At 67.6% G+C, this 25,402-nt stretch carries 20 protein-coding genes; 6 read left to right on the top strand and 14 right to left on the bottom strand.

What is annotated here, in order from left to right:
- Positions 1 to 165: 165 nt before the first annotated feature.
- Positions 166 to 300 carry a hypothetical protein gene (locus D7316_RS27590; RefSeq protein WP_269462482.1) on the top strand — a complete coding sequence of 45 codons (135 nt, stop codon included), beginning with the start codon at positions 166 to 168 and terminating at the stop codon, positions 298 to 300.
- A gap of 38 nt (positions 301 to 338) precedes the next feature.
- On the opposite strand, the gene D7316_RS02695 is transcribed toward D7316_RS27590, so the two are convergent.
- Together D7316_RS02695 and D7316_RS02690 are read right to left on the bottom strand one after the other, a co-directional pair.
- On the bottom strand, positions 339 to 1,157 hold the full coding sequence (locus tag D7316_RS02695) for an Fpg/Nei family DNA glycosylase (protein ID WP_124706928.1): 819 nt from the start codon (positions 1,155 to 1,157) through the stop codon (positions 339 to 341).
- Positions 1,158 to 1,187: 30 nt separating this feature from the next.
- A complete protein-coding gene (locus tag D7316_RS02690) occupies positions 1,188 to 1,664 on the bottom strand; it encodes a ribose-5-phosphate isomerase (protein WP_124706927.1) in 477 nt (158 codons plus the stop codon).
- Positions 1,665 to 1,686: 22 nt separating this feature from the next.
- On the opposite strand from D7316_RS02690, the gene D7316_RS02685 reads away from it, so the two are divergent.
- A complete protein-coding gene (locus D7316_RS02685) occupies positions 1,687 to 2,715 on the top strand; it encodes a M48 family metallopeptidase (protein WP_124706926.1) in 1,029 nt (342 codons plus the stop codon).
- 10 nt (positions 2,716 to 2,725) lie between these two features.
- Here the strand turns inward: D7316_RS02685 and D7316_RS02680 are convergent, their stop codons facing one another.
- Positions 2,726 to 3,358: a mycothiol-dependent nitroreductase Rv2466c family protein gene (locus D7316_RS02680; RefSeq protein ID WP_124706925.1), complete on the bottom strand. Its 633-nt coding sequence runs from the start codon at positions 3,356 to 3,358 to the stop codon at positions 2,726 to 2,728.
- Positions 3,359 to 3,479: 121 nt separating this feature from the next.
- Between D7316_RS02680 and pepN the strand changes: the two genes are divergently transcribed.
- Positions 3,480 to 6,113, top strand: coding sequence for an aminopeptidase N (gene pepN / locus D7316_RS02675; protein ID WP_124706924.1), 2,634 nt, complete (start codon positions 3,480 to 3,482; stop codon positions 6,111 to 6,113).
- A gap of 42 nt (positions 6,114 to 6,155) precedes the next feature.
- Here pepN and D7316_RS02670 read toward each other — a convergent pair whose 3' ends face one another.
- Positions 6,156 to 6,851, bottom strand: coding sequence for a response regulator (locus D7316_RS02670; protein ID WP_124706923.1), 696 nt, complete (start codon positions 6,849 to 6,851; stop codon positions 6,156 to 6,158).
- Positions 6,848 to 8,443 (bottom strand): sensor histidine kinase, encoded by a 1,596-nt coding sequence (locus D7316_RS02665; RefSeq protein WP_124706922.1) that lies wholly within the window; start codon positions 8,441 to 8,443, stop codon positions 6,848 to 6,850. The genes D7316_RS02670 and D7316_RS02665 overlap by 4 nt, the downstream gene beginning before the upstream one ends.
- Before the next feature lie 160 nt (positions 8,444 to 8,603).
- Between D7316_RS02665 and D7316_RS02660 the strand changes: the two genes are divergently transcribed.
- Positions 8,604 to 10,037, top strand: coding sequence for a cation:dicarboxylate symporter family transporter (locus tag D7316_RS02660; RefSeq protein ID WP_124706921.1), 1,434 nt, complete (start codon positions 8,604 to 8,606; stop codon positions 10,035 to 10,037).
- Between the two features lie 78 nt (positions 10,038 to 10,115).
- On the opposite strand, the gene D7316_RS02655 is transcribed toward D7316_RS02660, so the two are convergent.
- The 3 genes from D7316_RS02655 to D7316_RS02645 form a co-directional block, all read right to left on the bottom strand.
- Positions 10,116 to 10,607 carry a DUF5130 family protein gene (locus D7316_RS02655; protein WP_232016734.1) on the bottom strand — a complete coding sequence of 164 codons (492 nt, stop codon included), beginning with the start codon at positions 10,605 to 10,607 and terminating at the stop codon, positions 10,116 to 10,118.
- The gene (gene ctaJ / locus D7316_RS02650; RefSeq protein WP_124706919.1) at positions 10,594 to 10,842 is read right to left on the bottom strand and encodes an aa3-type cytochrome oxidase subunit CtaJ; all 249 of its coding nucleotides are present in this window, start codon (positions 10,840 to 10,842) and stop codon (positions 10,594 to 10,596) included. Before ctaJ ends, D7316_RS02655 begins: the two co-directional genes overlap by 14 nt.
- A gap of 175 nt (positions 10,843 to 11,017) precedes the next feature.
- Entirely contained in the window at positions 11,018 to 11,662 is a 645-nt protein-coding gene (locus D7316_RS02645) for an HNH endonuclease (protein ID WP_232016733.1), read from the bottom strand.
- 160 nt (positions 11,663 to 11,822) lie between these two features.
- Here D7316_RS02645 and D7316_RS02640 point away from each other — a divergent pair, with 160 nt between their 5' ends.
- Positions 11,823 to 12,263, top strand: coding sequence for a globin (locus tag D7316_RS02640; protein WP_124706918.1), 441 nt, complete (start codon positions 11,823 to 11,825; stop codon positions 12,261 to 12,263).
- Between the two features lie 78 nt (positions 12,264 to 12,341).
- On the top strand, positions 12,342 to 14,567 hold the full coding sequence (locus tag D7316_RS02635) for a glycoside hydrolase family 13 protein (protein WP_331852557.1): 2,226 nt from the start codon (positions 12,342 to 12,344) through the stop codon (positions 14,565 to 14,567).
- A 22-nt stretch (positions 14,568 to 14,589) separates the two neighbouring features.
- Here the strand turns inward: D7316_RS02635 and D7316_RS02630 are convergent, their stop codons facing one another.
- From D7316_RS02630 to D7316_RS02605, 6 genes are all read right to left on the bottom strand, one after another.
- Entirely contained in the window at positions 14,590 to 15,285 is a 696-nt protein-coding gene (locus tag D7316_RS02630) for a hypothetical protein (protein ID WP_124706917.1), read from the bottom strand.
- A complete protein-coding gene (locus tag D7316_RS02625; protein ID WP_124706916.1) occupies positions 15,282 to 15,743 on the bottom strand; it encodes an acyl-CoA thioesterase in 462 nt (153 codons plus the stop codon). Before D7316_RS02625 ends, D7316_RS02630 begins: the two co-directional genes overlap by 4 nt.
- Positions 15,744 to 15,835: 92 nt before the next feature.
- A complete protein-coding gene (locus tag D7316_RS02620) occupies positions 15,836 to 18,067 on the bottom strand; it encodes a molybdopterin-dependent oxidoreductase (protein ID WP_124706915.1) in 2,232 nt (743 codons plus the stop codon).
- Between the two features lie 55 nt (positions 18,068 to 18,122).
- Positions 18,123 to 22,949, bottom strand: a complete 4,827-nt coding sequence (locus D7316_RS02615; RefSeq protein WP_124706914.1) for an NAD-glutamate dehydrogenase — start codon at positions 22,947 to 22,949, stop codon at positions 18,123 to 18,125.
- Between the two features lie 131 nt (positions 22,950 to 23,080).
- Positions 23,081 to 24,754, bottom strand: a complete 1,674-nt coding sequence (gene ettA, locus D7316_RS02610; RefSeq protein WP_124706913.1) for an energy-dependent translational throttle protein EttA — start codon at positions 24,752 to 24,754, stop codon at positions 23,081 to 23,083.
- A 199-nt stretch (positions 24,755 to 24,953) separates the two neighbouring features.
- Positions 24,954 to 25,382, bottom strand: coding sequence for a single-stranded DNA-binding protein (locus D7316_RS02605; protein WP_124706912.1), 429 nt, complete (start codon positions 25,380 to 25,382; stop codon positions 24,954 to 24,956).
- Positions 25,383 to 25,402: the final 20 nt, after the last annotated feature.

Raw genomic sequence — 25,402 nt, 5'->3', positions numbered from 1 at the left:
CCATGGTGCGCTCGCCGCATGTGATTCGCAGTGGGTGACGCTGAGGGTTCCCTGTGAGTGCGGTGCTCGACGTAAGGCACATCACCCCAGGTCAGATTGATTTACCTGGATGTAACACGGACAATGGGAGTTGTCTCAGTGATCTATTCAGGAGTTGTACCCGTCATGTCGTTCGCACGTCTGCGTGCCCGTTTCCACCCGTTCGCCCAGCGCAAGCTGTACGACAGCATCTACGAGGTGGGCAGCCGCACTCAGCGCGACGAGCTGCTCGTCATGGCGCAGCGCGCCGAAACACGCTGACGCAGAACCACTTTCAGTAGGCCTTCGACGCCGCACCGTCAGGTCTGGCAGACGGGACACCAGTAGAGGTTCCGCCCGTCGAGTTCGGCGATCCTCACCGTGGTCCCGCAGATCCGGCACGGCTCTCCTGCACGCCGGTAGACGTAAGTGCGCGGCCGGTCCGCGGCGTACGACGGGGCACCGTGGTCATCGGCCGGCCGCATCACATGGATGCGCCCGCGACGCACACCGATCCGCATCAACGCGCACAGGTCTGCCCAGATCGCGTCGAACGTCTCGGCGTCGATCGACCGGGCATCGCGATAGGGATCGATCCCCGCCCGGAACAAGACCTCGGCCCGGTAGACGTTCCCGACGCCCGCGATGACCCGCTGATCCATCAGCAGTGCGCCGATCGGTCGTCGGGACCGGCTGATCGCCGACACCGCGCGTCCCGGGTCGGCATCCTTGCGCAGCGGGTCGGGGCCCAGTCTGTGTATCAGGTCGTCGAGGTCGGCCGGGGTGAAGAGCTCACACGCCGTCGGCCCACGGAGGTCGGCGCCGAACTCGTCACCCTCGATCCGCAGGCGGACCTGACCGATCGGCGCCGACAGCGGTGCGGGGGCCTCGGTGAAGCCACCGTAGAGCCCGAGGTGGACGTGGATCATCCGCCGCCCCGCGCGACCTGTCGTCGACGGGGGCCGGTAGTGCTGGATGAGGTGCTTGCCCCAGGCCTCCGCCTTCGCGAAGACGAGTCCGTCCACCACGGCCGCACCGTCGGCGAAACGTCCCTGGGGACTGGAGACATGCACCCGCTGCCCGCCGAACACACGCTGTTGTCGACGAGCCAACCGGTGGAGGGTATGGCCTTCGGGCACGAGCGAGAAGCGCTTCGGACCGGGACCGAATCAGTTCGCGTCGGGTACCGGCGGGGCCTCGCCGGTGGCCTCGTATTCCGCGAGGATGTCGATCCGACGCTGATGGCGTGGCTCCTCCGACCATGCGGTCGAGAGGAAGGCGTCGACGATGGCGAGGGCTTCCTCCTCGCTGTGCATACGGCCGCCGATGCCGATCAGCTGGGCGTTGTTGTGCTGACGGGCGAGTTGCGCGGTCTCCACGCTCCAGGCCAGCGCACACCGTGCACCGGGGACCTTGTTCGCCGCGATCTGCTCACCGTTTCCGCTGCCGCCCAGGACGATCCCCAGGCTGCCCGGATCCGCGACGGTCCGGGCGGCGGCGGCGATACAGAACGCCGGATAGTCGTCCAGCGCGTCGTAGGTGTGCGCACCGCAATCGATCACCTCGTGGCCTCCGGCCGTCAGGTGCTGGGCGATGGTGTTCTTCAATTCGAATCCGGCATGGTCGGCACCGAGGTAGACACGCATGGCGTCACTATAGATTGGTCACGTGGACGCCCAATCGCCGATACCCAATGTTCCCGGCGTCGCCGACGCCCGTCCCGGCACCGACGCCGATCGACCAGCGACGACACCCGCGCCCGGTCCCGACGCCTACTGGCTGCCGCCGGCCCAGTACGCGCTGCGCCCCCGGCTGCATCCGTGGGAGATCCCGATGCTCGTGGTGATCATCGCCATCACGCTGGTCGGCTACCTCGCAATCGTATGGCTGGTGGTGGCCGGGCAGTTCAGCGAGTACTTCCTCGCGCTGCTCGCCGCTCCCCTGGTGCTGCTGTTCGCCCGAGGTCTGACGTACGCACGCCCGCGGGTCAACGGCGTCCAGATGACTCCCGGCCAGTTCCCCGAGGGCTACCGGATGGTGGTCGATGCGGCCGCTCGCTACGGACTCGAGTACGTGCCCGACGCCTACGTGGTACTCGGCAACGGCATGATCAACGCGTTCGCGTCCGGTCACGGGTTCCGGCGCTACATCGTCGTGTACTCCGACCTCTTCGAGGTGGGCGGTCGTGCGCGCGACCCCGAAGCGCTGGAGTTCATCATCGGCCACGAGGTCGGTCACATCGCCGCCGGTCACACCTCGTACTGGCGGCAGCTGTCCACCGTCGTGGGGATGAACATCCCGGTGGTCGGGGCGGCGTTGTCGCGCGCCCAGGAGTACAGCGCGGACAACTACGGCTACTACACACAACCGTCCGGCGCGCCCGGCGCGATCGGGGTGCTCTCGGCCGGCAAGTACATGCTGTCCGCGGTCGACTTCGACCAGTTCGCCGACCGGGCCACCCACGAGCGCGGCTTCTTCGCCTGGGCGATCAACGCCATCGCCTCCCACCCGGTGCTCACCTGGCGCGCCGCCGCACTCCGCGACCGCACCCGGGCAGGCGCGATGTTGTTCCGGCCGAAGACGATCGTGCGCGGCGTCGGCAGCGGGAACGTCGTACCGATTCCGCCGCCCGCCCATCCCGCCGCGGTGCCGCCGGGAGTCCTGCCCAACGGTCTCGAGATGCCGCCCCGGCTCTGACCGACGCGGATCAGTCGAACTGCGGGTCCTCGTCGCGGCTGCGCTTGAGCTCGAAGAAGTGCGGGTAGGAGGACAGCGCGACAGCACCGTCCCAGACTGTCCCCGCGGTCTCGCCACGCGGGATCCGCGACAGCACCGGTCCGAAGAAGGCCACTCCGTTGACGTGGATCGTCGGGGTGCCGACGTCATCGCCGACCTTGTCCATGCCCTCGTGGTGGCTGGTCCGGATCCACTCGTCGAACTCCTCCGAGCCGGCGGCGTCGGCGAGCGATGCGTCCAGATCCAGTTCGGCGAGTGATTCGCTGATCACCTGGTCGAAATCCTTGATGCCCTTGTTGTGGATGCGCGTGCCCATCGCCGTGTACAGCGGCGCAAGGATCTCGTCGCCCTTCTGCGCGTGTGCCGCGGCGATCACCCGGACCGGCAGCCACGCCTTCTTGAGGCCTTCTCGGTACTCCTCCGGGATGTCCTTGCCCTCGTTGAGCACGGCGAGGCTCATCACGTGGAAATTCACGTCGATGGGACGGACCTGCTCCGCCTCGAGAATCCACCGTGAGGTGATCCAGCACCACGGGCACAACGGATCGAACCAGAAGTCCACCCGATCCTGCTTCTGCTGAGCTGCCTGCGTGTCTGTCGCCATCGACCTGACCTTCCGCGTGTGTCGTGGGTATAGCTCTTCGGAAACTACAACCAGATTCCCCGACCGTCATTCCCGTTAAGCTGGCCACAGACCACGATTCGAGAGGCGGACTGACCCGACTGTGACTGCTCCCAACCTGACCCGAGACCAAGCACGCGAACGCGCCGCGACCGTCGACGTCACCAATTACGCGATCGAACTCGACCTCACCGACGGGAATGGAGCGCCGGGCAGGGGCGAGCCCGGCGACGGGGGACGCGTCGAGACGTTTCGTTCGGTGACGACGGTGAGCTTCACCGCCACCGAGGGTGCGGACACATTCATCGATCTCGTCGCGCCGACGCTGATCTCGGCGACACTCAACGGCACCGAACTCGAGGTGTCCGATTTCGACGAATCGGTCGGCATCCCGCTCGCGTCACTCGCCGCCCAGAACACCCTGACCGTCGTCGCCGACTGTGCATACTCCAACACCGGCGAGGGACTGCACCGGTTCGTCGACCCGACCGACGAATCCGTCTATCTCTATTCACAATTCGAGACCGCCGATGCCAAGCGCATGTTCGCGTGCTTCGACCAGCCCGACCTCAAGGCGACCTACACCATCACGGTCACCGCACCCGAGGACTGGAAGGTGATCTCGAACGCGGCCGTCGTGAACACGCTCAAGGTGGAATCCGGACCGAACGGCGGCACCGTGCACCGTTTCCGCGAGACGCCGCTGATGAGCACCTACCTCGTCGCCCTCATCGCCGGTCCGTACGCGGAGTGGACCGACACCTACACCGACGACCACGGTGCGATCCCCTTGGGCATCTACTGCCGGGCGTCACTGGCCGAGCACATGGATGCCGAGCGGCTGTTCACCGAGACCAAGCAGGGTTTCGGCTTCTACCACCAGAATTTCGGTATCCCGTACGCGTTCGGCAAGTACGACCAGCTCTTCGTGCCCGAGTTCAACGCCGGGGCGATGGAGAACGCCGGCGCGGTCACCTTCCTGGAGGACTACGTCTTCCGGTCGCGCGTCACCAAGTATCTCTACGAACGCCGGGCCGAGACCGTCCTGCACGAGATGGCCCACATGTGGTTCGGCGACCTCGTCACCATGCAGTGGTGGGACGATCTGTGGCTCAACGAGTCCTTCGCCACCTTCGCCTCGGTGCTGTGCCAGTCCGAGGCCACCGAGTACAAGAACGCCTGGACCACCTTCGCCAACGTGGAGAAGTCGTGGGCGTATCGGCAGGACCAGTTGCCGTCCACGCACCCGGTGGCCGCCGACATCCCGGACATCGCCGCGGTCGAGGTCAACTTCGACGGCATCACCTACGCCAAGGGCGCATCGGTGCTCAAGCAGTTGGTCGCCTACGTCGGGCTCGAGGATTTCCTGTCCGGCCTGCGTGACTACTTCGCCGCGCACAAGTTCGCGAATGCCGGATTCTCCGATCTGCTTGCCGCGCTGGAGAAGTCATCCGGCCGCGACCTGTCGGACTGGGGCACCCAGTGGCTCAAGACCACCGGCATCAACGTGATGCGGCCCGACTTCGAGGTGGACGCCGACGGCAAGTTCACCCGTTTCACGATCGTGCAGGACGGCGCCGCGCCCGGTGCCGGCGAGACCCGCGTGCATCGGCTGCGGGTGGGTGTCTACGACGACAACGGTTCCGGAACTCTCGAGCGGGTGCACAGCGCCGAACTCGACGTCGAGGGCGAGCGGACCGACGTCGCCGAGCTCGTCGGTGTCGGACGTGGCGCCCTCGTCCTGCTCAACGACGACGACCTCACCTACGCATCCGTGCGCCTGGACCCGGAGTCGTTGGCCACCGCCACCACCAGGATCGGTGACATCGCCGATTCCATGCCCCGCACGCTCGTCTGGTCGGCCGCCTGGGAGATGACCCGCCAGGCGGAGATGGCGGCCCGTGAGTTCGTGGAACTCGTGCAGCAGGGCATTGCCACCGAGACCGAAATCGGGGTGGTGCAACGGGTTCTCATGCAGGCGACCAGCGCGATCGAGGCCTACGCCGACCCGGAGTGGGCATCCACCACCGGATGGCCGGGTTTCAGCGCACGGCTCCTGGAACTCGCCCGGTCCTCCGAAGCGGGCTCGGATCATCAGCTCGCCTTCATCAACACCTTGCTCGCCGGCAAGGTCAACGACGACCAGGTCCCGACCATCCAGGGGCTCTTCGACGGCGACGACCCCGCCGACCACGGCCTGTCCGGTCTCGTGGTGGACACCGACATGCGATGGAAGCTGGTGCGGGCGTTGGCCACCGCGGGTGCAATCGACTCCGACCCGACGACCTCACCGGTCATCGACGCGGAGGCCGATCGCGACAACACCGCCACCGGGCAGCGTCAGGCCGCGGCCGCGCGTTCGTCGCGACCCCTGCCGGAGGCCAAGGCCGACGCATGGGCGCAGGCCATCGAGGACGACACGCTCTCGAATGTCTACACCCGCACCATGATCGAAGGTTTCGCCCGTCCGGGGCAGTCGGATCTGCTGACCGACTACGTGGCCCGGTACTTCGCCGCGGTACCCGACGTATGGGCCCGACGTTCCAGCGAGGTCGCCCAGACCGTGGTGGTCGGGCTGTATCCGCACTGGGCGATCAGCGCCGAAGGACTGGCCGCCGCCGACGAATTCCTGGCGGGAGATCATCCGCCCGCCCTCAAGCGCCTGATCTCCGAGGGCCGTGACACCGTCGCCCGCTCGCTGCGGGCACGCGAGTTCGACGCGACGTCGGCGTCCTGACCGTCGACGCCGGTTACTTCGGCGACACCGGCCGGACCCGGGTCAGCGACTGCGCCAGCGGTAGCGGACCTGGGGCCGGCCGGTGTTGCCGTACTCGGTGATCCGTTCGACCGTCCCATCGTCGGCCAGTCGCTCCAGGTAGCGCCACGCGGTCACCCGGGAGCTGCCGAGCACGGCGGCGACCTCGGATGCCGTCAGCCCAGTCGCACTGTCGCGCACGGCACGCCCCACCGCGTCCTCGGTCTCGGGCGCGGCGCCCTTCTTCGCGGTGCGGCGCGCATCGGTGGTCCGTAGTTCCGCGAGCGCGCGGTCGACGTCGCGCTGGCTGACCGCGTCGCTGCCCGCCGTCAGCGCGTCGCGATAGCCGAGGTATTGCCGGATCTTCTCGGCGAACGCGGCGTAGGTGAAGGGTTTCAACAGGTACAGCAGAACCCCGTGCGACATCGCCGAGCGCACCGTCGCCAGGTCTCGTTGGGCGGTGATCGCGATGATGTCGGGGCCCGGCCGGATGCCCGACAACGCCGATGCGAGGTCGACGCCGCGCGCGTCGGGCAGACCCAGGTCGAGCAGGACGAGGTCGATCGGCTCGTCGGCACCGGACGCGGTGGTCGCGACACGCAACGCCTCCTGCGCCGTCGTCACCGCCGCAACGACCTCGAATCCCGCGATGCGCGAGAGGTATTCGCGATGTGCCTCGGCGATGAGCGGCTCGTCTTCGACGACCAGTACCCGGATCATCGTCCGCCGTCACCTCCCCCGCCGTCCGCCACGTCGCTGTCGACGCCGTCGTCGGCCGACATCACCACCCGGACCACCGACGCATAGGTGTTCTCGGCATGCAACGTCCCCGAGTGCCGTGCGACGACCTGTGCCACGAGCGCCAGACCCAGTCCGCGGCCGGCCGCATCGCCGCCCGCCTTCGTCGAATAGCCGCGCGTCTGCGCGCGCGCGAACTCCGCCGGGTCCATCCCCGGACCGCTGTCGGCCACGACCACCTCGAGGCGCCGGGCGTCCCCGACCACCGTCACCTCCACCCACGGGTCCGCCTGCTCGCACGCGTCGAGCGCATTGTCGATGAGATTGCCCACGACGGTGATCATCTCACCGGCCGTCAGCAGCTGGGTCGCGTCGTCGCCGAGTTGCGACTCCTCGGTCAGCGTCAACGAGATCCCTCGCTCGGCGGCCTGCGCCGACTTGCCGAGCAGCAACGCCGCCAACGCCGGTTCGGCGACGTCGTCGGTCATGCGGTCGATGAGTCGCTGGGACAGTTGCAGTTCCGTGGTGGCCATCAGCGCGGCCTCGTCGCCGCGGCCCATCTCGATGAGCGCGACGATGGTGTGCAGCCGGTTCGCGGACTCGTGTGCCTGCGATCGCAGCGCCTCGGCGAATCGTGTCATCGAGTCCAATTCCCCCATCGCCTCGGACAATTCGGTGTGATCGCGGATGGTGACCACCGCCGAGGTGCGTTCGCCCGACACCGGCGACCGGCTGACCATCAGGGTTCGGCCACCTTCGGCATAGAGCATGTCGACGAGCGGATCGACGCCGGTGGTGAGGAACGGCGGCAGCGCCACGACGCCGTCGGCCTCGGCCCCGACGAGGCGTCGCGCCTCGTCGTTGACCAACGCCGGTTGGCCGTTCTCCATGACGACCAGACCTTCGCGGACCGCGTGCAGCACCGCGTCGTGATGTTCGTACATGAGGCGTAGCTCGGCCGGGGCGAGACCGCCCGTCTGCCGGAGCAGTCGCCGACGGATCAACCACAGTCCCAAACCGGCCGTCACGAGGGCGGCGAATGCGATGGCGATGATCAGCGGCAACTGCGCGCGCCACCCCACGGTCAACGACTGCTGCGTGATGCCCGCCGCCACCAGCCCGACGATCCGTCCGTCCGGCGCGCGCACCGGCGCCACGGTCCGGATGGACGGCCCCAGGGTGCCGGTGTAGGTCTCGGTGAACACCTCACCGCGCAGCGCCTCGGCGGTCGAGCCGAGGTACTGCTGTCCGATGAGCGCCGGATTGGTGTGGGTGTAGCGGGTTCCGTCGGGACCCATGATCGTGATGAAGGCGATGTCGGTGGCCTTGCGCACCTGTTCGGTCACCGGCTGCAGGGTCAGCGCCGGTGTCGTCGACATCAGCGCATCCGCCGTCGACGGCGCGTCAGCGAGGCTGACCGCCACGGCGGTGACCTCGTCACGGGCCGCACGGTCACCGTCCACCCGGGCATCGATCGCCGCGAGAACACTGCCCGCGACGATGATCACCGCCACCAGCAGGAGCAGCCAGGCGACGGCCTGACCTGCGAGTGTGCGTGGGACCAACCGGCGCATCGGCCACCTCCTCCACGGATCGCCCTGCCACGGTCGCTGAACGAAACGAACTCAATCGTGACCCGCGTCACGAATCCACCCCACAATCCATACACCGACCCGCATATCCGCGGGGTCACCACCACCACGACACGAGACCACGAACACGAGAGGAAGTCCGATGAACATGCGCCCACGATCGGCCCGCGAGGGATCGGGCGACGAGCCCACGCCACCGGGGTCGACGGCCGACATGCCGGCGATCCCGAAGAAGCGTGACCGCACCCACTGGCTCTACATCGCGGTGATCATCGCGGTGGTGGCAGGTGTCATCGTCGGCATCGTCGCCCCCGAGGTCGGCAAGGACCTCGGCGTGCTCGGCACGATGTTCGTCAGCCTGATCAAGATGATGATCGCACCGGTCATCTTCTGCACCATCGTGCTCGGCATCGGCTCGGTGCGGAAGGCAGCCACCGTCGGCAAGGTCGGCGGGCTGGCGTTCGTCTACTTCCTGGTGATGTCGACGATCGCGCTGGGCATCGGCCTGGTCGTGGGCAACCTGATCAAGCCCGGTGAGGGACTCAACATCGAGTCGGCCGCGGGCAAGGGCGCGGCACTCGCGGAGAAGGCTCACGAATCCGGCGGCACGCTGGAGTTCGTCGAGGGAATCATCCCGACGTCGATGCTGTCCGCGCTGACCGAGGGCAACGTGCTGCAGGCCCTGTTCGTGGCGCTCCTGGTCGGGTTCGCGATCCAGGCGATGGGACGCACCGGTGAGCCGATCCTGACCGCGGTCTCGTACTTCCAGAAGCTGGTCTTCAAGGTTCTGTCGATGATCCTGTGGGTCGCGCCGATCGGCGCGTTCGGTGCCATCGCCAACGTCGTTGGCCAGACCGGCTGGGCGGCCGTCCAGCAACTCCTGATCCTGATGCTGGCGTTCTACATCACCTGCGTCGTCTTCGTCTTCGGTGTCCTCGGCGTCATGTTGCGCGCCGTGGCCGGCGTGTCGATCTTCCGCCTGGTGCGTTACCTCGCCCGCGAGTACCTGCTGATCTTCGCGACGTCGTCGTCCGAGTCGGCGCTGCCGCGCCTCATCGCCAAGATGGAGCACCTCGGCGTGGAGAAGACCACCGTCGGTGTGGTGGTCCCGACCGGCTACTCGTTCAACCTCGACGGCACCGCCATCTATCTGACGATGGCCTCGATCTTCATCGCCGACGCCATGGGTGATCCGCTGTCCATCGGCGAACAGGTGAGCCTGCTCGCATTCATGATCATCGCGTCGAAGGGAGCGGCGGGCGTGAGCGGCGCCGGTCTGGCGACGCTGGCGGGCGGTCTGCAGGCGCACCGGCCGGAGCTGCTCGACGGCGTGGGTCTGATCGTCGGTATCGATCGGTTCATGTCGGAGGCGCGTGCGGTGACCAACTTCTCCGGCAACGCGGTGGCCACGCTGCTGGTGGGCTCGTGGACCAGCACCGTCGACAAGGGGCGGGTCGACGACGTGCTCGGCGGACGTGCCCCGTTCAACGAGTCGGACATGGTCGACGACGATCCGGCCGACCGACTGCCGGGCGAGGATTCGCCCCGCGACGACCGGGCGCTGGCCACCCACTGATCCGGCGCCACTGCACAAACGCATCGGCCGCTCACCCGAAGGTGAGCGGCCGATGCGTTTGTCGTCGTCGGTCGGCGATCAGGAGACGGCAGCCGCCGTCGACATCACCCGGAGTGCGGCGATCAGTCCGTCGATCAGGTCACCCTGGCGGAAACCGGTCACGGCAGCGGTCACACCGAGCTGCGCGACGCGATCGTTGACCCGGTCGGCAACCTTCACACCGGAGACCACGACCACCTCACGGGTGTTCGGCGAGACCGCGATCAGCGCTCCGTTGGCCGGCTCGGGGGCACGCAGCAGTTCCGCACGCGCGTCGGCGACCGCATCGGAACCGAGTTCACCGATGAACACCGAGAAGCGCACGAGTGCCTTCTCGCTGGCGGACTTGAGGGCGTCGTCCAACCCGATCAGCTCTTCACGGCTGAACGGTGGCGTCGTCGGGGCCTGACCCGGGAACCGGGTCGCCGACACACGTCCGCTGTTGGTGATGACCGTGCCCACCGGCAGCGCACTCGCCGCAGCCGAGGTGACCTCGGCGTGATGTCCCTGGGTTACCTCACCACTTGCCACTTGCCGAGCCTCCGTCCACGTCTGTTGCCTCCGCATGATGAGCCAGCGCCATCGGTTCGATCTCGGTGGCGCTGAACAGCAGGGGCGCATGGTCCCACTGCTGATCGAGGGTGTAGTTCGGCACCTTCGGGTACTTCACGCCGTTCGAGAACACCATCGCCACAACACATGCGATGACGAAGAGAACGCAGATGATCGTGACCGGCACGCCGATGACTACGATCAGGTTGTCCATGGCACCCTTTCGATCGGGGTAGCTGCTGTGGTTGCTGCACGGGGCCTGCAGAGACTGCGTTGCAGGTCGTGTGATCAATTTAGCCCACGACCCCGGCCGGCGGGCAGTGACCCCTACAGCGCGTCGTAGATGGCCGGATCACCGGTCACATCGGCCGACCGCCGCCCCGGAATCCTCAGGCGGCACCCGCGTCGATGTACTGCGTCCACGCCGGATCGATCTCCTTGACGGTCGCCAGAAGTCGCCAATGCCGGCCCTTGGGTGCGCCGGGCGTGACCCGCAGCGCCCATCCCAGCTCGCTGAGCAGGTGATCGGCCTTGCGGTGGTTACAGCTGGCGCAGCAGGCGACACAGTTCTCCCAGCTGTGGGCCCCGCCGCGGCTACGCGGCACGATGTGGTCGATGGTCGTCGCCTTGGCCGCGCAGTAGCCGCAGCGGAAGCGGTCCCGATGCATCAGAGCCGCGCGGGTCATCGGGATGACCGCACGATAGGGCACCTTCACATAGGAGCGCAGGCGGATCACCGACGGAACCGGCACCGCGATGTCGGCCGAATGGACCGCGAGGCCGGCATCGTCGGCGTGGACGACGTCGGCCCGCTCCCGCAGCACCAGCACGATCGCGCGGCGCAGCGAGATGGCGGTCAGTGGCTCATAGGTGGCGTTGAGCAGCAGGACCCGTCGACGACCCCAGAGTGAGGCCGATCGTGGCACGGGGGCGCTCAGGGCCTCCTGCGCCCGGCCGCCGGGAAGTGTGAAAAGCGCGGGAACGCGCTGCTGGGCACCGTCGAGCGACGCCGCCTTTGCGTTCCTACCCGTCATACGCGTCTCCCACCTCAGGTCCAACGTGGTCAAGTGGAACACGGAACACCATCGTTTGCACGGCAATTCTGCGTGTCAGTGCTGGTCGCCCCGGTGAACAACCGGTGACCGCGCGGCCGGCCGTCCTGCGATGTTGAGCGCCGCGCCCACCTTCAGGACAATGGGGTCCGTGAGCACTGAGGTCCCCGGCGGTATCCAACCGAGCAATCCCCCCACCCAACGCACCTTCTATGACGAGGTCGGGGGCGCCGAGACGTTTCACAAGCTCACCGCCCGCTTCTACGAGGAGGTCGCAGCGGACGAGGTCCTGCGTCCGCTCTACCCCGAGGAGGACCTCGGCCCGGCCGAACGTCGCCTCCGGATGTTCCTCGAGCAGTACTGGGGTGGCCCGCGCACCTATTCGGACGAACGCGGCCATCCGCGGCTGCGCATGCGGCATCAGCCCTTCCGCGTCGGCCCCATCGAGCGGGATGCCTGGTTGCGGTGCATGCACATCGCTATCGCGTCGATCGACGAACAGAACCTCGACGACGCGCACCGGCGGGCACTCGTGGATTACATGGAGATGGCGGCCAACTCGATGGTGAATTCGCCGATCTGACACACCGACGCGCGGTGCGACGCGCCGACCCCTACCTGTAGTTCTCACCGAAAACACAGGTAGGGCACAATGACGACGGTGAGCGATGAGACATCGAATGTTGTCCCCGCCGAACCGGAACCGGATGGTGCGCCCGAGGCAGCACTCACAGATGCGGACGGGAACGCGGTGACACCGGCGGGTTCGGAGACCCCCGACACCGCCGACGGGGACACCTCCGGCGGCACCGAGTCTGTTGTCGCCGATGCGGAAGATACCGATCCCGAGAACACCGATCCCGCGAACACCGGCGCCGACGACACAGACGCCGATGACCCCGACGCCGACGACACCGATGAGCCGGACCGGGTGAACGCCGACATCGCGGTCGACGACCCCGCCGCCGATGACCCCTCCGACACCGATGACCCCTCCGCCACCGATGATCCGCCGGAGACCGTGGATACCGAGACCGCCGATGTCGAATCCGGGACCGTCGAATCCGGGACCGTCGAATCCGGGGACGTCGGGCAGGGGGATGTCGAGCACGGGGATGTGTCGGCCGAGGATCCCGCGGACACCGATGACCATGCCCCCGAAGACAATACGTCCGACCACAATGCGCCAGAAGACAATGCGTCCGAAGACAGCGCGCCCGTAGACAGCGCGTACGACGACAGCGCGTACGACGACACCTCCGCCCTCCCGGCGGTCGCCGCCACCCAACTCGATCCGGACGACGACTCGTGGTGGAAGTCGGCGATCTTCTATCAGATCTATCCGCGGTCGTTCTCCGACCTGAACGGCGACGGCGTCGGGGATCTCGCGGGCGTCATCGACAAACTCGGGTACCTCGAACTACTCGGCGTGGACGCCATCTGGTTGAGCCCGATCATGCGCTCCCCCATGGCCGATCACGGCTATGACGTCTCCGACCCCCGTGACATCGACCCTCTGTTCGGCGACCTGGCCCTGTTCGACGAACTCGTCACCGAGGCCCACGACCGCGACATCCGGGTCACCATGGACCTGGTGCCCAACCACAGCAGCGATCAGCATCCGTGGTTCGTCGCGGCACTCGCGTCCGAGCCGGGAAGTCCGGAGCGCGCCCGGTACATCTTCCGGGACGGTCGCGGCGAGGACGGCGACGAACCTCCCAACAACTGGGTCAGCGTGTTCGGCGGCCCGGCGTGGACCCGGGTGCCCGACCCCGACGGCACCCCCGGCCAGTGGTATCTCCACATCTTCGCGGCCGAACAGCCGGATCTGAACTGGGAGAACCCCGAGGTCTTCGACGACCTGGCGACCACGCTGCGGTTCTGGCTCGATCGCGGGGTCGACGGATTCCGCATCGACGTCGCACACGGTATGGCGAAACCCGAGGACCTGCCCGACATGGACCTCGAGTCGGTCGGCCTGCTGGAGAACCGCGACGACGATCCGCGGTTCAACAACTATGCGGTGCACGACATCCACCGCAAGATCCGCACGGTGCTCGACGAGTACCCCGGCGCCGCGAACGTCGGCGAGATCTGGGTCGAGGACAACGAACGATTCGCCGAGTACCTGCGCCCGGACGAATTGCACCTCGGGTTCAACTTCCGGCTCGCGAAGGCCGAGTTCGACCCTGAGTCCATTCGGGCGGCGATCGAGAACTCACTCGATGCGGTGCTCTCCGTCGGAGGGACACCGACCTGGACGCTGTCGAACCACGACGTCGACCGGGAGGTCACCCGCTACGGCCGCATCGCCGCCGCACCGGATGTCGACGTCGACCTGGGCATCCTGCGGGCGCGGGCGATGCTGCTCGTCGAACTCGCGTTGCCGGGCACGATCTTCATCTACAACGGCGCCGAACTCGGACTGCCGAACGCCGATCTGGCCGACGACGTCCTGCAGGATCCGGTGTGGGAGCGCTCCGGCCACACCGAACGGGGCCGCGACGGTTGCCGGGTCCCGTTGCCCTGGGAGGGATTCGAGCCTCCTTTCGGGTTCAGCACCAGCGCGGACACGTGGCTGCCGATCCCCGAATCCTGGGTGCGGTTCACCGTCGAGGCCCAGCTCGAGGATGTCGGTTCGACCCTGTCGCTCTACCGACAGGCGATCGAGATGCGGTACGACCGACCGGAGTTCGACGGAGACACGGTCGAATGGTACGGCGCGCCGGAGGGATGCCTGGCGTTCCGCCGATCGGCGGGGCACCTCATCTGCGCCCTCAACACCAGCGACGTGCCGGTGCCGCTGCCTCCTGGCGAGATCCTGCTGACGAGCTATCCCCTGATGGACGGACAGCTCGCACCGAACTCGGCGGCCTGGCTGGCCTGAGTCAGCCCGCGGAAACGCACGGCTAGACGGTCATCATCGCGATGCGTTCGCGGCGTTGGAACACCGAGCCGTACCGGGCATCGATGCGAATCCATGCTCCGGACAGGCGGATTCGCACCGGTTCGTCTGCGGCGACGAGATCGATCGACGATGTCTCGGTGATCTCGTGGCCGGTCGCGTCGCGGACGAACCCCATCGCGGTCAGGGCGAACAGCGACCGCATCGACACCGCCGCGCGCTGCGCACCGTCGGATGCGGACACGTCGAGGACATCCTGATCGAGGAGTCCGGTGGCCGGGCCGTGCGAACTCCCCTCCGTGCGAGCGAGATGCGCTCCGCCGCGCGACAACTCGACGATGGTGCGAGCGGGCACGTCGTCGAGTTGGACGAAACCCTGGGTGGCGGGCAGCGCGCCCCGCCATGCGCTGTCGAGTCCGAAGCCCGGGTCGATGGGCGTGCCGGGCGCGGCGGCGGCCAGCGAGCTGCGCAATGCCGTTGCATCACAGACGATGTCGTCGGGTCGCAGCGATCCGAACACGGACCTGCTGGCGAGCACCTCGAAGCCGGTGTTGACCCACAGTCCGATCAAACCGTCGGGACGGGCGGACAGTCGGATGACGGCGGTCTCGTCGAGCCGCAACGCACGGCCGAGGAAGGCGACGGTGTCGGCACGGTCGTCGGCGCCGGCCAGCGTGATGTGGCGTTCGGGTGCGGTCACCGGTCGGCCGTTCCGGAACGGCGGAACGAGGCGAGATAGTCCTTCTCCTCCGTGGTGAGACGACGCAGTCGCTGGTTCTCGACGTCGAAGGCGACCAACTGGGTGGTCGCGGTGACCGCAGGTCTGGCGGCCGGGTCACCGTCGCACGGCCGGACCTCGTAACCGACCGTGAAGTCGACCGCCCGGAGTTGCTCGACGTACATGGTCACCGAGATCGGCCCCTGGTCGTGCCGCACCTGCTCGCGGTACTTCACATGGAGGTCGGCGACCACACATCCCTCGCGCAACGATGCCGTCGGTCGGTCGTCGTAGAACAGCCACGGGATCCGGGCCTCCTCGATGAGGGTGACCATACGGGCGTGGTTGATGTGGGCGAAGACGTCCATGTCCGACCACCTGACGGGCACCTTGACCACATAGCCTGCCTCGGTCTTCGTTCCCTCGTCCTCGTAGAGCACGCTCGTCCCCCTCCTTGGCGTCATCACCGGCCGACGGTTCCCGTCGTCGCGGCTCCAACCCTACGCAGGTGTCCCGATCGGCCCGGGGCCGATCAGCCGGGTGCGATCTCCACGGGCAACCCGTTGAGCACGACAGTCCCCGAGAGTGGATCCATGAGTGTCCCGTCGTTGAGCTGATTGACGTTGACGCCCGGCTCAACGGCCGCGACCGAGAGCCGCGTGCCGGTGACGTCGTGGCCCCACCCGTGGGGCAGCGACGCGACTCCGGGCCGGATGTCGTCGGTGATCTCCACGGGTACCTTCAGTTCTCCGCCGGCACCCCGGATGATGGCGATGTCCTCGAGACCGAGGCGGGCCGCGTCATCGGGGTGCACGTGCAGTGTGCACCGATTGCTCCCGCCGGTCAGAGCCGGCAGGTTGTGCATCCAGCTGTTGTTCGATCGCAGGTTGCGTCGGCCGATCAGGACGAGCCCGGCATCGGCGCGATCGAGCGCCGCCCGCAATCTCGCGACGTCGGCGATGAGATCGTCTGCGGCGAGTTCGACCTTGCCGGATTCGGTTCGCAGGACGCCCGGCAGCCGCGGCTGCATCGGCCCGAGATCGACCCCGTGCGGCGCGGCCCGCACGTCCGCGAGGGTGAGGCCGCCGGGACGTCCGCCGAAGGCATCGCCGTAGGCGCCGAGCCGCAGCATCATGTCCAGTCTGCGTTCGTGGCCGGGGGCATCGGGGAGCTGTGCGACCAAGTCGTCGACCACGCGACCGGCGACCGGTGAGTGCGGATCGGACACCTCCTTGGCGAGCGTCGCCGCGATCACCTGGTCGTCCACCAGAGACGGATCGGCGTCTGTGCCGAATCCACCGAGGCCCAGGACGAGACGCGACAGGATCTCCGCCTCGTCCGGTCGATCGTCGGGAAGCGGGAACACCGGAGGTGAGTAGCGGGCGGTCGCGCGGACCGCGAGATTGTTGAGCACGAAGTCGAAGTGCGGGCTCTGCGACGTCCGTGGCGGCGGCAGGATGACGTCGGCATGTCGGGTCGTCTCGTTCAGATAGGGGTCGATGCAGAGCAGGAAATCGACCTCGTCGAGGGCGGCGGCGAGACGCTCGCCGTTGGGTGCGGACAGGACCGGGTTGCCGCCGATCGTGACGAGGGCCCGCAGGCGGCCCTCGCCCGGCGTGTCGAGTTCCTCGGCCAGTGCCACCGCCGGCAGCTCACCCGCGACCTCCGGGTGGGCGGACACCCGGCTGCGCCATCGGCCGGTCCGGAAGGCACGCCCGGGACGCGGTGGGCGCGGCGCTGGCGCCGTCGGTGGAGTCGGGAACATCACGCCGCCGGGCCTGTCGAGGTTTCCGGTGAGGACGTTGATGGCGTCGATGAGCCAGCTCCCGACGGTTCCGAATTCGACTGTGGTGGTGCCCATGCGGCCGTACACGGCGGCCGACGGCGAGCCCGCGATCGCCCGTGCCAGATCGCGGATGTCGCCGGCGGGCACATCGCAGTACGACGCGACGCGTTCCGGGGAGAAGCCCGCGGCCGCGTCGCGAAGGGTGTCGAGTCCGGTGACGTGGCGGCCGATGCCCCCGAGGTCAGCGGCGACCAGATCTTCGTCGAACAGGGTGTGCACGATCGCGAACAGCAGTGCCGCATCGGTTCCCGGTCGTGGCGCCAGGTGGGTGTCGGCGACCTTGGCGGTGCGGGTCCGCGCGGGGTCGATCACCGTGAGCCGCCCGCCGCGCTTGCGCAGCGCGGTGAGTTTGCCGGGGAAGTCCGCCGCGGTGGTGACGCTGCCGTTGGAGACGATCGGGTTGGCACCGATGATCACCAGGTGATCGGTACGGTCCAGGTCGGGCACCGCGAAGGCGAACGGGTTGCCGAAGAGGTAGCCCAGCGCGATCTGTTTGGGCATCTGGTCCAGCGTGCTGGCACTGAACACGTTGTGCGTGCCGATCGCACGCGTCAGCAGCGGGGCGTAGAGCGCCCCGGCGACGGTGTGCGCGTTCGGGTTGCCGAGATAGACACCGACGGCGGGGGCGCCGTGCCGGGTGGTGACGTCGGTGAGGCGCTCGGCGACGAACGCCAGCGCCACATCCCACTCGACCTCGACCAGCTCCCCGTCCCGCCTGATGAGCGGTCGATCGAGGCGGTCCGGATCGTTGTCCAGCTCCGGCAGACTCGCTCCCTTGGGGCAGATGTACCCGTGGCTGAACACGTCGTCGCGGTCGCCGCGGGCCGAGGTGACCCGGCCGTTCTCGTCGTCGACGCCGAGGGACAGTCCACAGGTCGCCTCGCACAGTGGGCAGATTCGCAACGCGGTCCGGGCCATAGCCCACCCTAGACCGTCCGAGCGCTCCGGAAACAGGCCTCGAGAACGTCGGCGGTCAGCGGATCACGCTGCGCAACTGGCGGGCGGCCACCGACAGCGTGGCCAGATCGAGAGTCCCGGATTCGTTGATGTCGGTGAGCATCGTGCGCACCCGGGAGAGTCGCGACGAATGGGAGAACTCCCACTCGTCGATCTTCTCGGCCGCGGACTCGTCGGGTTCGCCGATCTCCAGGATCTTGAGCGTCAACGCGCGCAGCGCACCGTGCATGTCGTCGCGGAGTGCCAAGCGCGCCAGCGCATGCCACCGGTCGCCGTAGTCGAGCTCGGAGACCGCGGTCAGCAGATCTTCGAGGCCGAAGTGCTCCATCAACGCGAAGTAGAGTTCGCCGACCTCGACGGGATCACGATCGGCGATCTCGGCCGCGTCGATGATGTCGAGCAGGCAGAACCGGTGCAGACTCACCGCGACGTCGTGCGCGAGATCCTGCGGCACCCCCGCCGCCTGATAGTGCTGCACCCGCTGGTCGACGTCACGCGCGGAACTCGCGCCGAACCAGCTGTCCAGCAATGCCGTCAGCTCCCCCACCCGCTCGCCGTAGCGGGTGATCTCGGCAGCCATGGCCAGCGGTTGCGGCCGGAACGCGAGCAGCCATCGGGACGCACGGAACAGCAGTCGCCGAGCGTAGAGCATCATCTCGTCGACCGCGGCGACCGGCGCCGGCGCATGCAGGACGCGCTCGAACAGGTCGTCCATGCCGAACACCGCCCCGGCCACCACGTAGGCGCGCACTCCCTCCTCGGTCGACGCGCCGGTCCCCTCGCCCAGACGGAAGAGGTGGGTGGTCCCGGCCTTGTCGATCACGTCGTTGACCAGTGTGGTGGTGACGATCTCCCGACGCAGCCGGTGCCCGCGGATACCGGCGCCGAGCCGCGCGCGGAGTGGGACCGGGAAATAACCGGCGAGTCGCTCGTCGAAGACCTCGTTGTCAGGCAGATCGGTCGAGAGGAGGTCGGATTTGGTCGCCAGTTTCACGTGCGCCATCAAGGTGGCGAGTTCCGGCGACGTCAGACCCCGGTGCAGCTCGCCGTGGAATCGCTTGCGGAGTTCGGCCGGCGCGGGCAGCGCCTCGAGTCGCAGGTCCACGCCGTGCGATCGGGAGAGGTCGGCCAGTTGGCGGACATGCACGTCGACCCGGTCCTGGGCGTAGGTGCGGCAGAATCCGAGCTCGGAGTTCTGCGAGATATTGTCGGCCAGAACGAGATCGGCGACCTCGTCGGTCATCGACTCGAGCAGTGGGTTGCGGTCCTGTACCGCCACATCGCCTGACGACACCGCGGCGTCGAGCAGGATCTTGATGTTGACCTCGTGGTCGGAGCAGTCGACGCCGGCCGAGTTGTCCATCGCGTCGGTGTTGACCCGGCCACCGGACAAATCGAACTCGATACGACCGCGTTCGGTCGCGCCCAGGTTGCCGCCCTCACCGATGACCTTGGCCCGCAACTCGTTTCCGTTCACCCGGATCGCGTCGTTGGCCTTGTCGCCGACCTCGGCGTCGGACTCGGTCGACGCCTTGACGTAGGTGCCGATGCCGCCGTTCCAGAGGAGGTCGACCGGTGCCAGCAGCACCGCGCGGATGAGGTCGGGTGGCGAGAGCGCGGTGACGTCATCGGGCAACCCGAGCGCGCCACGCATCTCATCGCTGATCGGGATCGACTTCCGGTCACGGGCCCACACGCCGCCGCCCGGGCTGATCAGCGACGTGTCGTAGTCCGCCCACGACGATCGGGGCAGGCCGAACAACCGGGCGCGCTCCCGATACGACTCGGCCGCATCGGGCGTCGGGTCGACGAAGACATGGCGATGGTCGAAGGCAGCGACCAGCCTGATGTGTTCGGACAGCAGCATGCCGTTGCCGAAGACGTCGCCGCTCATGTCGCCGACGCCGACGACGGTGAAGTCCTGCGATTGGGTGTCCACACCCATCTCCCGGAAGTGGCGCTTCACCGACTCCCATGCCCCCCGGGCCGTGATGCCCATCGACTTGTGGTCGTAGCCGGCCGATCCGCCGGAAGCGAATCCGTCGCCGAGCCAGAATCCGTACTGTGCGGCAACGTCGTTGGCGATGTCGGAGAACGACGCCGTACCCTTGTCGGCGGCCACGACCAGATACGGATCGTCGCCGTCACGACGCACCACCGATCGCGCCGGGATGACCGTGCCGTTCTGTCGGTCGATGTTGTCGGTGACGTCGAGCAGGCCGGCGATGAATGCGCGATAGCATTCGACGCCCTCGGCACGCTGCGCGTCGCGGTCGGCCGCGGGATCACCGGTCGCGGCCGGTGGCCGTTTGACGATGAATCCGCCCTTCGCGCCGACCGGCACGATGACCGCATTCTTGACCGCCTGCGCCTTGACCAGGCCGAGGATCTCGGTGCGGAAGTCCTCACGCCGATCCGACCAGCGCAGGCCGCCTCGCGCCACCATGCCGAAACGCAGGTGCACCCCCTCGATCCGTGGTGAGTAGACGAAGATCTCGTGCAGCGGCCTGGGTTGCGGCGCCTGCGGGATCTCCTGCGGTCGGAGCTTGACGGAGATCACCGGTCGACGGTCGCCGTCGTGGCCGGTGACATAGAAGTTGGTCCGCGACGTGGCCGTGATCACCGCGGCGAACGCGGACAGGATGCGATCGGCATCGAGGCTGATGACCTTGCCGACCTCGCGGCGCAGTCGGGTCAGGACTCGTTCGCGCTGCTCGTCGTCGGCCTGGTCCGGGTCGAAGGACGCCGCGAAGAGGTCGACGAGACCCTGGGTCACCGACCGGTACTCCCCGAGGACGGCCGCCACATGGCTGGTGGTGTAGGAGAATCCACATTGGCGCAGGTACCTGCCGTAGGCCCGTAACATCGCGGCCGATCGCCAGTCGAGGCCACAGCGGATGACGAGTTCGTTGAAGGCGTCCACCTCGGCGTTACGCCGCCAGATCTGCCGGAACGCATCGGTGAAGCGGCTCTCGAGATCACCGATCCGCTCATGATCGACCGACATCCCCTCGGTCAGAGTGACTCCGAATTCGTAAGCCCAGCAAGATATCCCGTCGGCGCGGACAAGGTGATACGGGTGCTCGTCCAGGACGTCGAGGCCCAGGCTGTGCAAGACCGGCAGCACATCGGTGAGCGTCGCCGCGGCGCCGCACAGATAGAGGGTGAAATTCCATCGCTCGCCGGCGAGTTCGCGGTTCGCGACGTCATCGGCGATCCCGCCGACGGTGGGGCGGTCCGCCTCGGCCGGATCGTCGACGAACCTGCTCAGTGTCACCGTGACCCCACCGGATTCCAGCTGGGTCACATGGACGAGGTCGGCGAGTGCCGCGCGCGGTGTGCGCTGTTCCTTGTAGTCCTCGGGAAGCGACGGCAGCATGCGCAGGAGGGCGTCCACACCGCCTGCGGGCCGGGTCGCCGGCCCGTCGGCCGCCATCGCGTGACCGAGCTCGCGCACCCGCTCGTCCCAACTGCGGATGGAGTCGGCCAGCAGTGCCTGCATTGCCTCGTGCCGGTCACTGCCGGTGTCCAGCGATCCCAGCGAGCGAGCGGCCTCGGAGTCCACCCGCACCAGCACCTGCAGCAGGGCCAGCGGCATCTCGCTGACCCGCGCGGTGTACTCGATGGCCGTGCCACCCAGCTGCTCGAGGAGTTCGGCCTGCAGCGTCAGTCGCGATTGTGTGTTGTAGCGGTCGCGGGGCAGATAGACCAGAGCGGCGGCCATCTGACCGTCGGGATTCGCGCGGACGAACAGCCGCAGAGAGCGGGTGGCGACCGCATCGAGCATCTGCGCGACCCGCCGACCCAGCTCGGCGTCACTCGCGGCGAACATCTCCACCAGCGGGTAGTTCTGCAGGAGTTCGAGCATGGACTGCCCGGCGAAGGAGTCCGCGTCGACGTTGGCCCGGCTGAGGACGCCCTGCACCTTGGCGCGCAGCACGGGGACCTCGAGCACGGTCTGATGCAGACCCGACGAGGTGAACGCACCGAGGAAACGATGCTCGCCGATGTGTCCACCGTCGGCGTCGAAGGCCGGGATCTGCAGGAGGGTGGGGAAATCGGATCGTTGGATTCCGGTCTCGAGGTAGACCCGCGAGACGAGTGGGAGCAGGGGTGATTCGGCGACGACCGGGAACGCCGACGACACGGTCTCCGTCCGCCACACACCCAGCCGCTCGTCCGTGACGGAGCCGTCGACGGAGACGTGGGTGTAGCCGAGCGGCAGGAAGTGGTTGCCCGCGAACCAGTCGAGCAGGCGGCCGTACTCCTGGCGGTCGCCGGCGAGCAGTCCGGCCGCGGTGGTGAGCGGAGCGGCGCACTCGGCCGCGAGATCGGTCAGCCTGCTGCGCATCGCCGCGACGTCACGGTCGACGTCGGCGACCCGGGCGACGACCTCGGCAAGACCCGCGCGCAGCGCTTCGACGTCGAAGTCGGGTTGGCTGGACAGTGCCACGACGAAGATCCACGATTCGACGGCGGTCGACTCCGCGTCGTCACCGAAGTCCACCAGGGTGCCGTCGCCGGAGCGGATGACCGGCACCACCGGATGGTCGATCCGGCTCACCGTCAGGTCGTGGGCCTCCACGGTTGCCAAGACGGCCTCGACGAGCAGGGGCATGTCGTCGTTGACCGCGACGACCTCGATCCCACCCGAATCGGTGGCCACGACCTCGACGATCCGCCGGCCCGGGTCCCGCCGGTGGGCGACCTCCAGGTGGCGCCGCACATGTGCCACGTCGTCGGCATCGATCTCCGCCGGATCAGGTAGCTCCTCGACGTCGGGCACAGCCGCCGACGACGAGCTGAAGTATCGCGCAATCGCTTGTGGCAGAAGCGATGTCATGTCCGACAACCGTATTCACCCCATCGCGGGAGGGACAGGGACCCGGAGTCTCCTGAGTGTGCCCCTCCCCTGCGATGGTAGTGATCGGCAGGCGCGCGTGGTCGGGGTTCGCCCCGCGTGTCCGACCCGCGTCAGTCGCGGGTGAGCTTGCGGTGCGTCACCCGGTGCGGGCGGGCGGCGTCGGCGCCGAGACGCTCGACCTTGTTGGCCTCGTAGGCCTCGAAGTTGCCCTCGAACCAGAACCACTGCCCTTCGGCGACGTTGCCCTCCCACGCCAGGATGTGGGTACAGGTGCGGTCGAGGAACCACCGGTCGTGCGAGATGACCACCGCACACCCGGGGAACGTCTCCAGTGCGTTCTCCAGCGAACCGAGGGTCTCGACGTCGAGATCGTTGGTCGGCTCGTCCAGCAGGATCAGGTTGCCACCCTCTTTGAGGGTCAGCGCCAGGTTCAGGCGGTTGCGCTCACCACCGGACAGCACCTCGGCGCGCTTCTGCTGGTCTGGCCCCTTGAAGCCGAACGCGCTGACGTATGCGCGTGACGGCATCTCGTTCTGGCCGACCTCGATGAAGTCCAGACCGTCGGACACGACCTCCCAGACGTTCTTCTTGGGGTCGATGTTCGAGCGGTTCTGATCGACATAGCTCAGCTTGACGGTGTCGCCGACCTTGACCGTGCCGGAGTCCGGCTCCTCGAGCCCGACGATCGTCTTGAACAGCGTCGTCTTGCCGACGCCGTTGGGGCCGATCACGCCGACGATGCCGTTGCGCGGGAGCGTGAAGGACAGATCCTTGATCAGCACACGGCCGTCGAAGCCCTTGTCCAGGTTGTTCACCTCGACCACGATGTCGCCCAGTCGCGGCGGGGTCGGGATCTGGATCTCCTCGAAGTCGAGCTTGCGGGTCTTCTCGGCCTCGGTGGCCATCTCCTCGTAGCGGGCGAGTCGGGCCTTGTTCTTGGTCTGGCGCGCCTTGGCTCCCGAACGGACCCAGGCCAGCTCTTCCTTGAGCCGGCGCTGCAGCTTCTGATCCTTCTTGCCCTGGACCTCGAGGCGTTCGGCCTTCTTCTCCAGGTAGGTCGAGTAGTTGCCCTCGTAGGGGATCAACTTGCCGCGGTCGACCTCGCAGATCCAGCCGGCGACATGATCGAGGAAGTATCGGTCGTGGGTCACGGCGAGCACGGCACCCGGGTAGCTCGCGAGGAACTGCTCGAGCCAGAGGACGCTCTCGGCGTCGAGGTGGTTGGTCGGCTCGTCGAGCAGCAGCAGGTCGGGCTTCTGCAGCAGCAGCTTGCACAGAGCGACACGTCGACGCTCACCACCGGAGAGGTGGGTGACCGGCGAGTCGCCCGGCGGGCAGCGCAGGGCATCCATCGCCTGTTCGAGCTGGGAGTCGAGGTCCCAGGCATCGTTGTTGTCGAGGTCCTCCTGGAGCTTGCCCATCTCCTCCATGAGTTCGTCGGAGTAGTCGGTGGCGAGCAGCTCGGCGATCTCGTTGAAGCGGTCGAGCTTGACCTTGATCTCGCCCATCCCCTCCTCGACGTTCTCCTTGACCGTCTTCTCCTCGTTGAGCGGCGGCTCCTGCAGGAGGATGCCGACCGTCGCGTCGGGATCGAGGAAGGCATCGCCGTTGGACGGCTGATCGATACCGGCCATGATCTTCAGGATCGACGACTTGCCCGCGCCGTTGGGCCCCACGACACCGATCTTGGCGCCGGGATAGAACGACATGGTGACGTCATCGAGGATGACCTTGTCGCCGTGTGCCTTCCGCACCTTCTTCATCGTGTAGATGAACTCAGCCACTTGTACCCCTACTCAACTGCGTTTGGCGTTCTGATTACCGGGACCCGTCGTTCACCGGTCGACCCGATTCTTCGGAATCCACTGTAGTCGGGACGCCCGTCGACCGGCCGACGGGTGGAACGTCGACCGGGGCCGCGCGCAGATGACGGCGAACGTATCGGAGATCGTGACGTTTGCCGTCATCTGTCGCCTCGACCGGTCAGGCCGCGGATTCCTCGAGTGCCGCCGACCCCTCGACGACGGCCACATGCGCCCGGGCCGCCGGGCCCGCGGTCCCCTGATAGCTGACCACGCAACGGCTCAGGTCCAGGCCGACGGCGGTCGCGGTCATCTCGAGATCCGCGCGCCGCTCCCCGTCCCCGCTGACGTACTCGTTCGTCTTGATCTGCCCGTGCGCGATGACCGGGCGCCCCTTGGCGATCGCGAGTCCGACGCCGGTGAGCAGGCGCCGCCAGCAGCTCACGGTGAGATACAGGGTCGGACCGTCGATCCATTCCTGACTGCGCTTGTCGATACGCCGCGAGTTGCAGGCCACGCGGAACGAGATCACCTCCTCCCCCGCTGCGGTCTCTCGGCGGCGCGGTTCGGACACGACTGTGCCGATCACTGTGGTGTAGGTCTCGTACATGCTCAGCTCCTCGGTGCTCC

The organism is Gordonia insulae, assembly GCF_003855095.1.
Taxonomy (GTDB): domain Bacteria; phylum Actinomycetota; class Actinomycetes; order Mycobacteriales; family Mycobacteriaceae; genus Gordonia; species Gordonia insulae.
The sequence above is the reverse complement of the archived record's forward strand: the minus strand, read 5'-3'. Positions and strand labels throughout refer to the sequence as shown.

Coding starts and splice junctions, on each gene's coding strand:
- D7316_RS02645 (WP_232016733.1), bottom strand. CDS start 11,662: ATGACGGGTAGGAACGCAAAGGCGGCGTCGCTCGACGGTGCCCAGCAG.
- ctaJ (WP_124706919.1), bottom strand. CDS start 10,842: ATGGACAACCTGATCGTAGTCATCGGCGTGCCGGTCACGATCATCTGC.
- D7316_RS02680 (WP_124706925.1), bottom strand. CDS start 3,358: ATGGCGACAGACACGCAGGCAGCTCAGCAGAAGCAGGATCGGGTGGAC.
- D7316_RS02665 (WP_124706922.1), bottom strand. CDS start 8,443: ATGCGCCGGTTGGTCCCACGCACACTCGCAGGTCAGGCCGTCGCCTGG.
- D7316_RS02620 (WP_124706915.1), bottom strand. CDS start 18,067: ATGGCCCGGACCGCGTTGCGAATCTGCCCACTGTGCGAGGCGACCTGT.
- D7316_RS27590 (WP_269462482.1), top strand. CDS start 166: ATGTCGTTCGCACGTCTGCGTGCCCGTTTCCACCCGTTCGCCCAGCGC.
- D7316_RS02660 (WP_124706921.1), top strand. CDS start 8,604: ATGAACATGCGCCCACGATCGGCCCGCGAGGGATCGGGCGACGAGCCC.
- D7316_RS02615 (WP_124706914.1), bottom strand. CDS start 22,949: ATGACATCGCTTCTGCCACAAGCGATTGCGCGATACTTCAGCTCGTCG.
- D7316_RS02690 (WP_124706927.1), bottom strand. CDS start 1,664: ATGCGTGTCTACCTCGGTGCCGACCATGCCGGATTCGAATTGAAGAAC.
- D7316_RS02640 (WP_124706918.1), top strand. CDS start 11,823: ATGGGGTCCGTGAGCACTGAGGTCCCCGGCGGTATCCAACCGAGCAAT.
- D7316_RS02670 (WP_124706923.1), bottom strand. CDS start 6,851: ATGATCCGGGTACTGGTCGTCGAAGACGAGCCGCTCATCGCCGAGGCA.
- D7316_RS02605 (WP_124706912.1), bottom strand. CDS start 25,382: ATGTACGAGACCTACACCACAGTGATCGGCACAGTCGTGTCCGAACCG.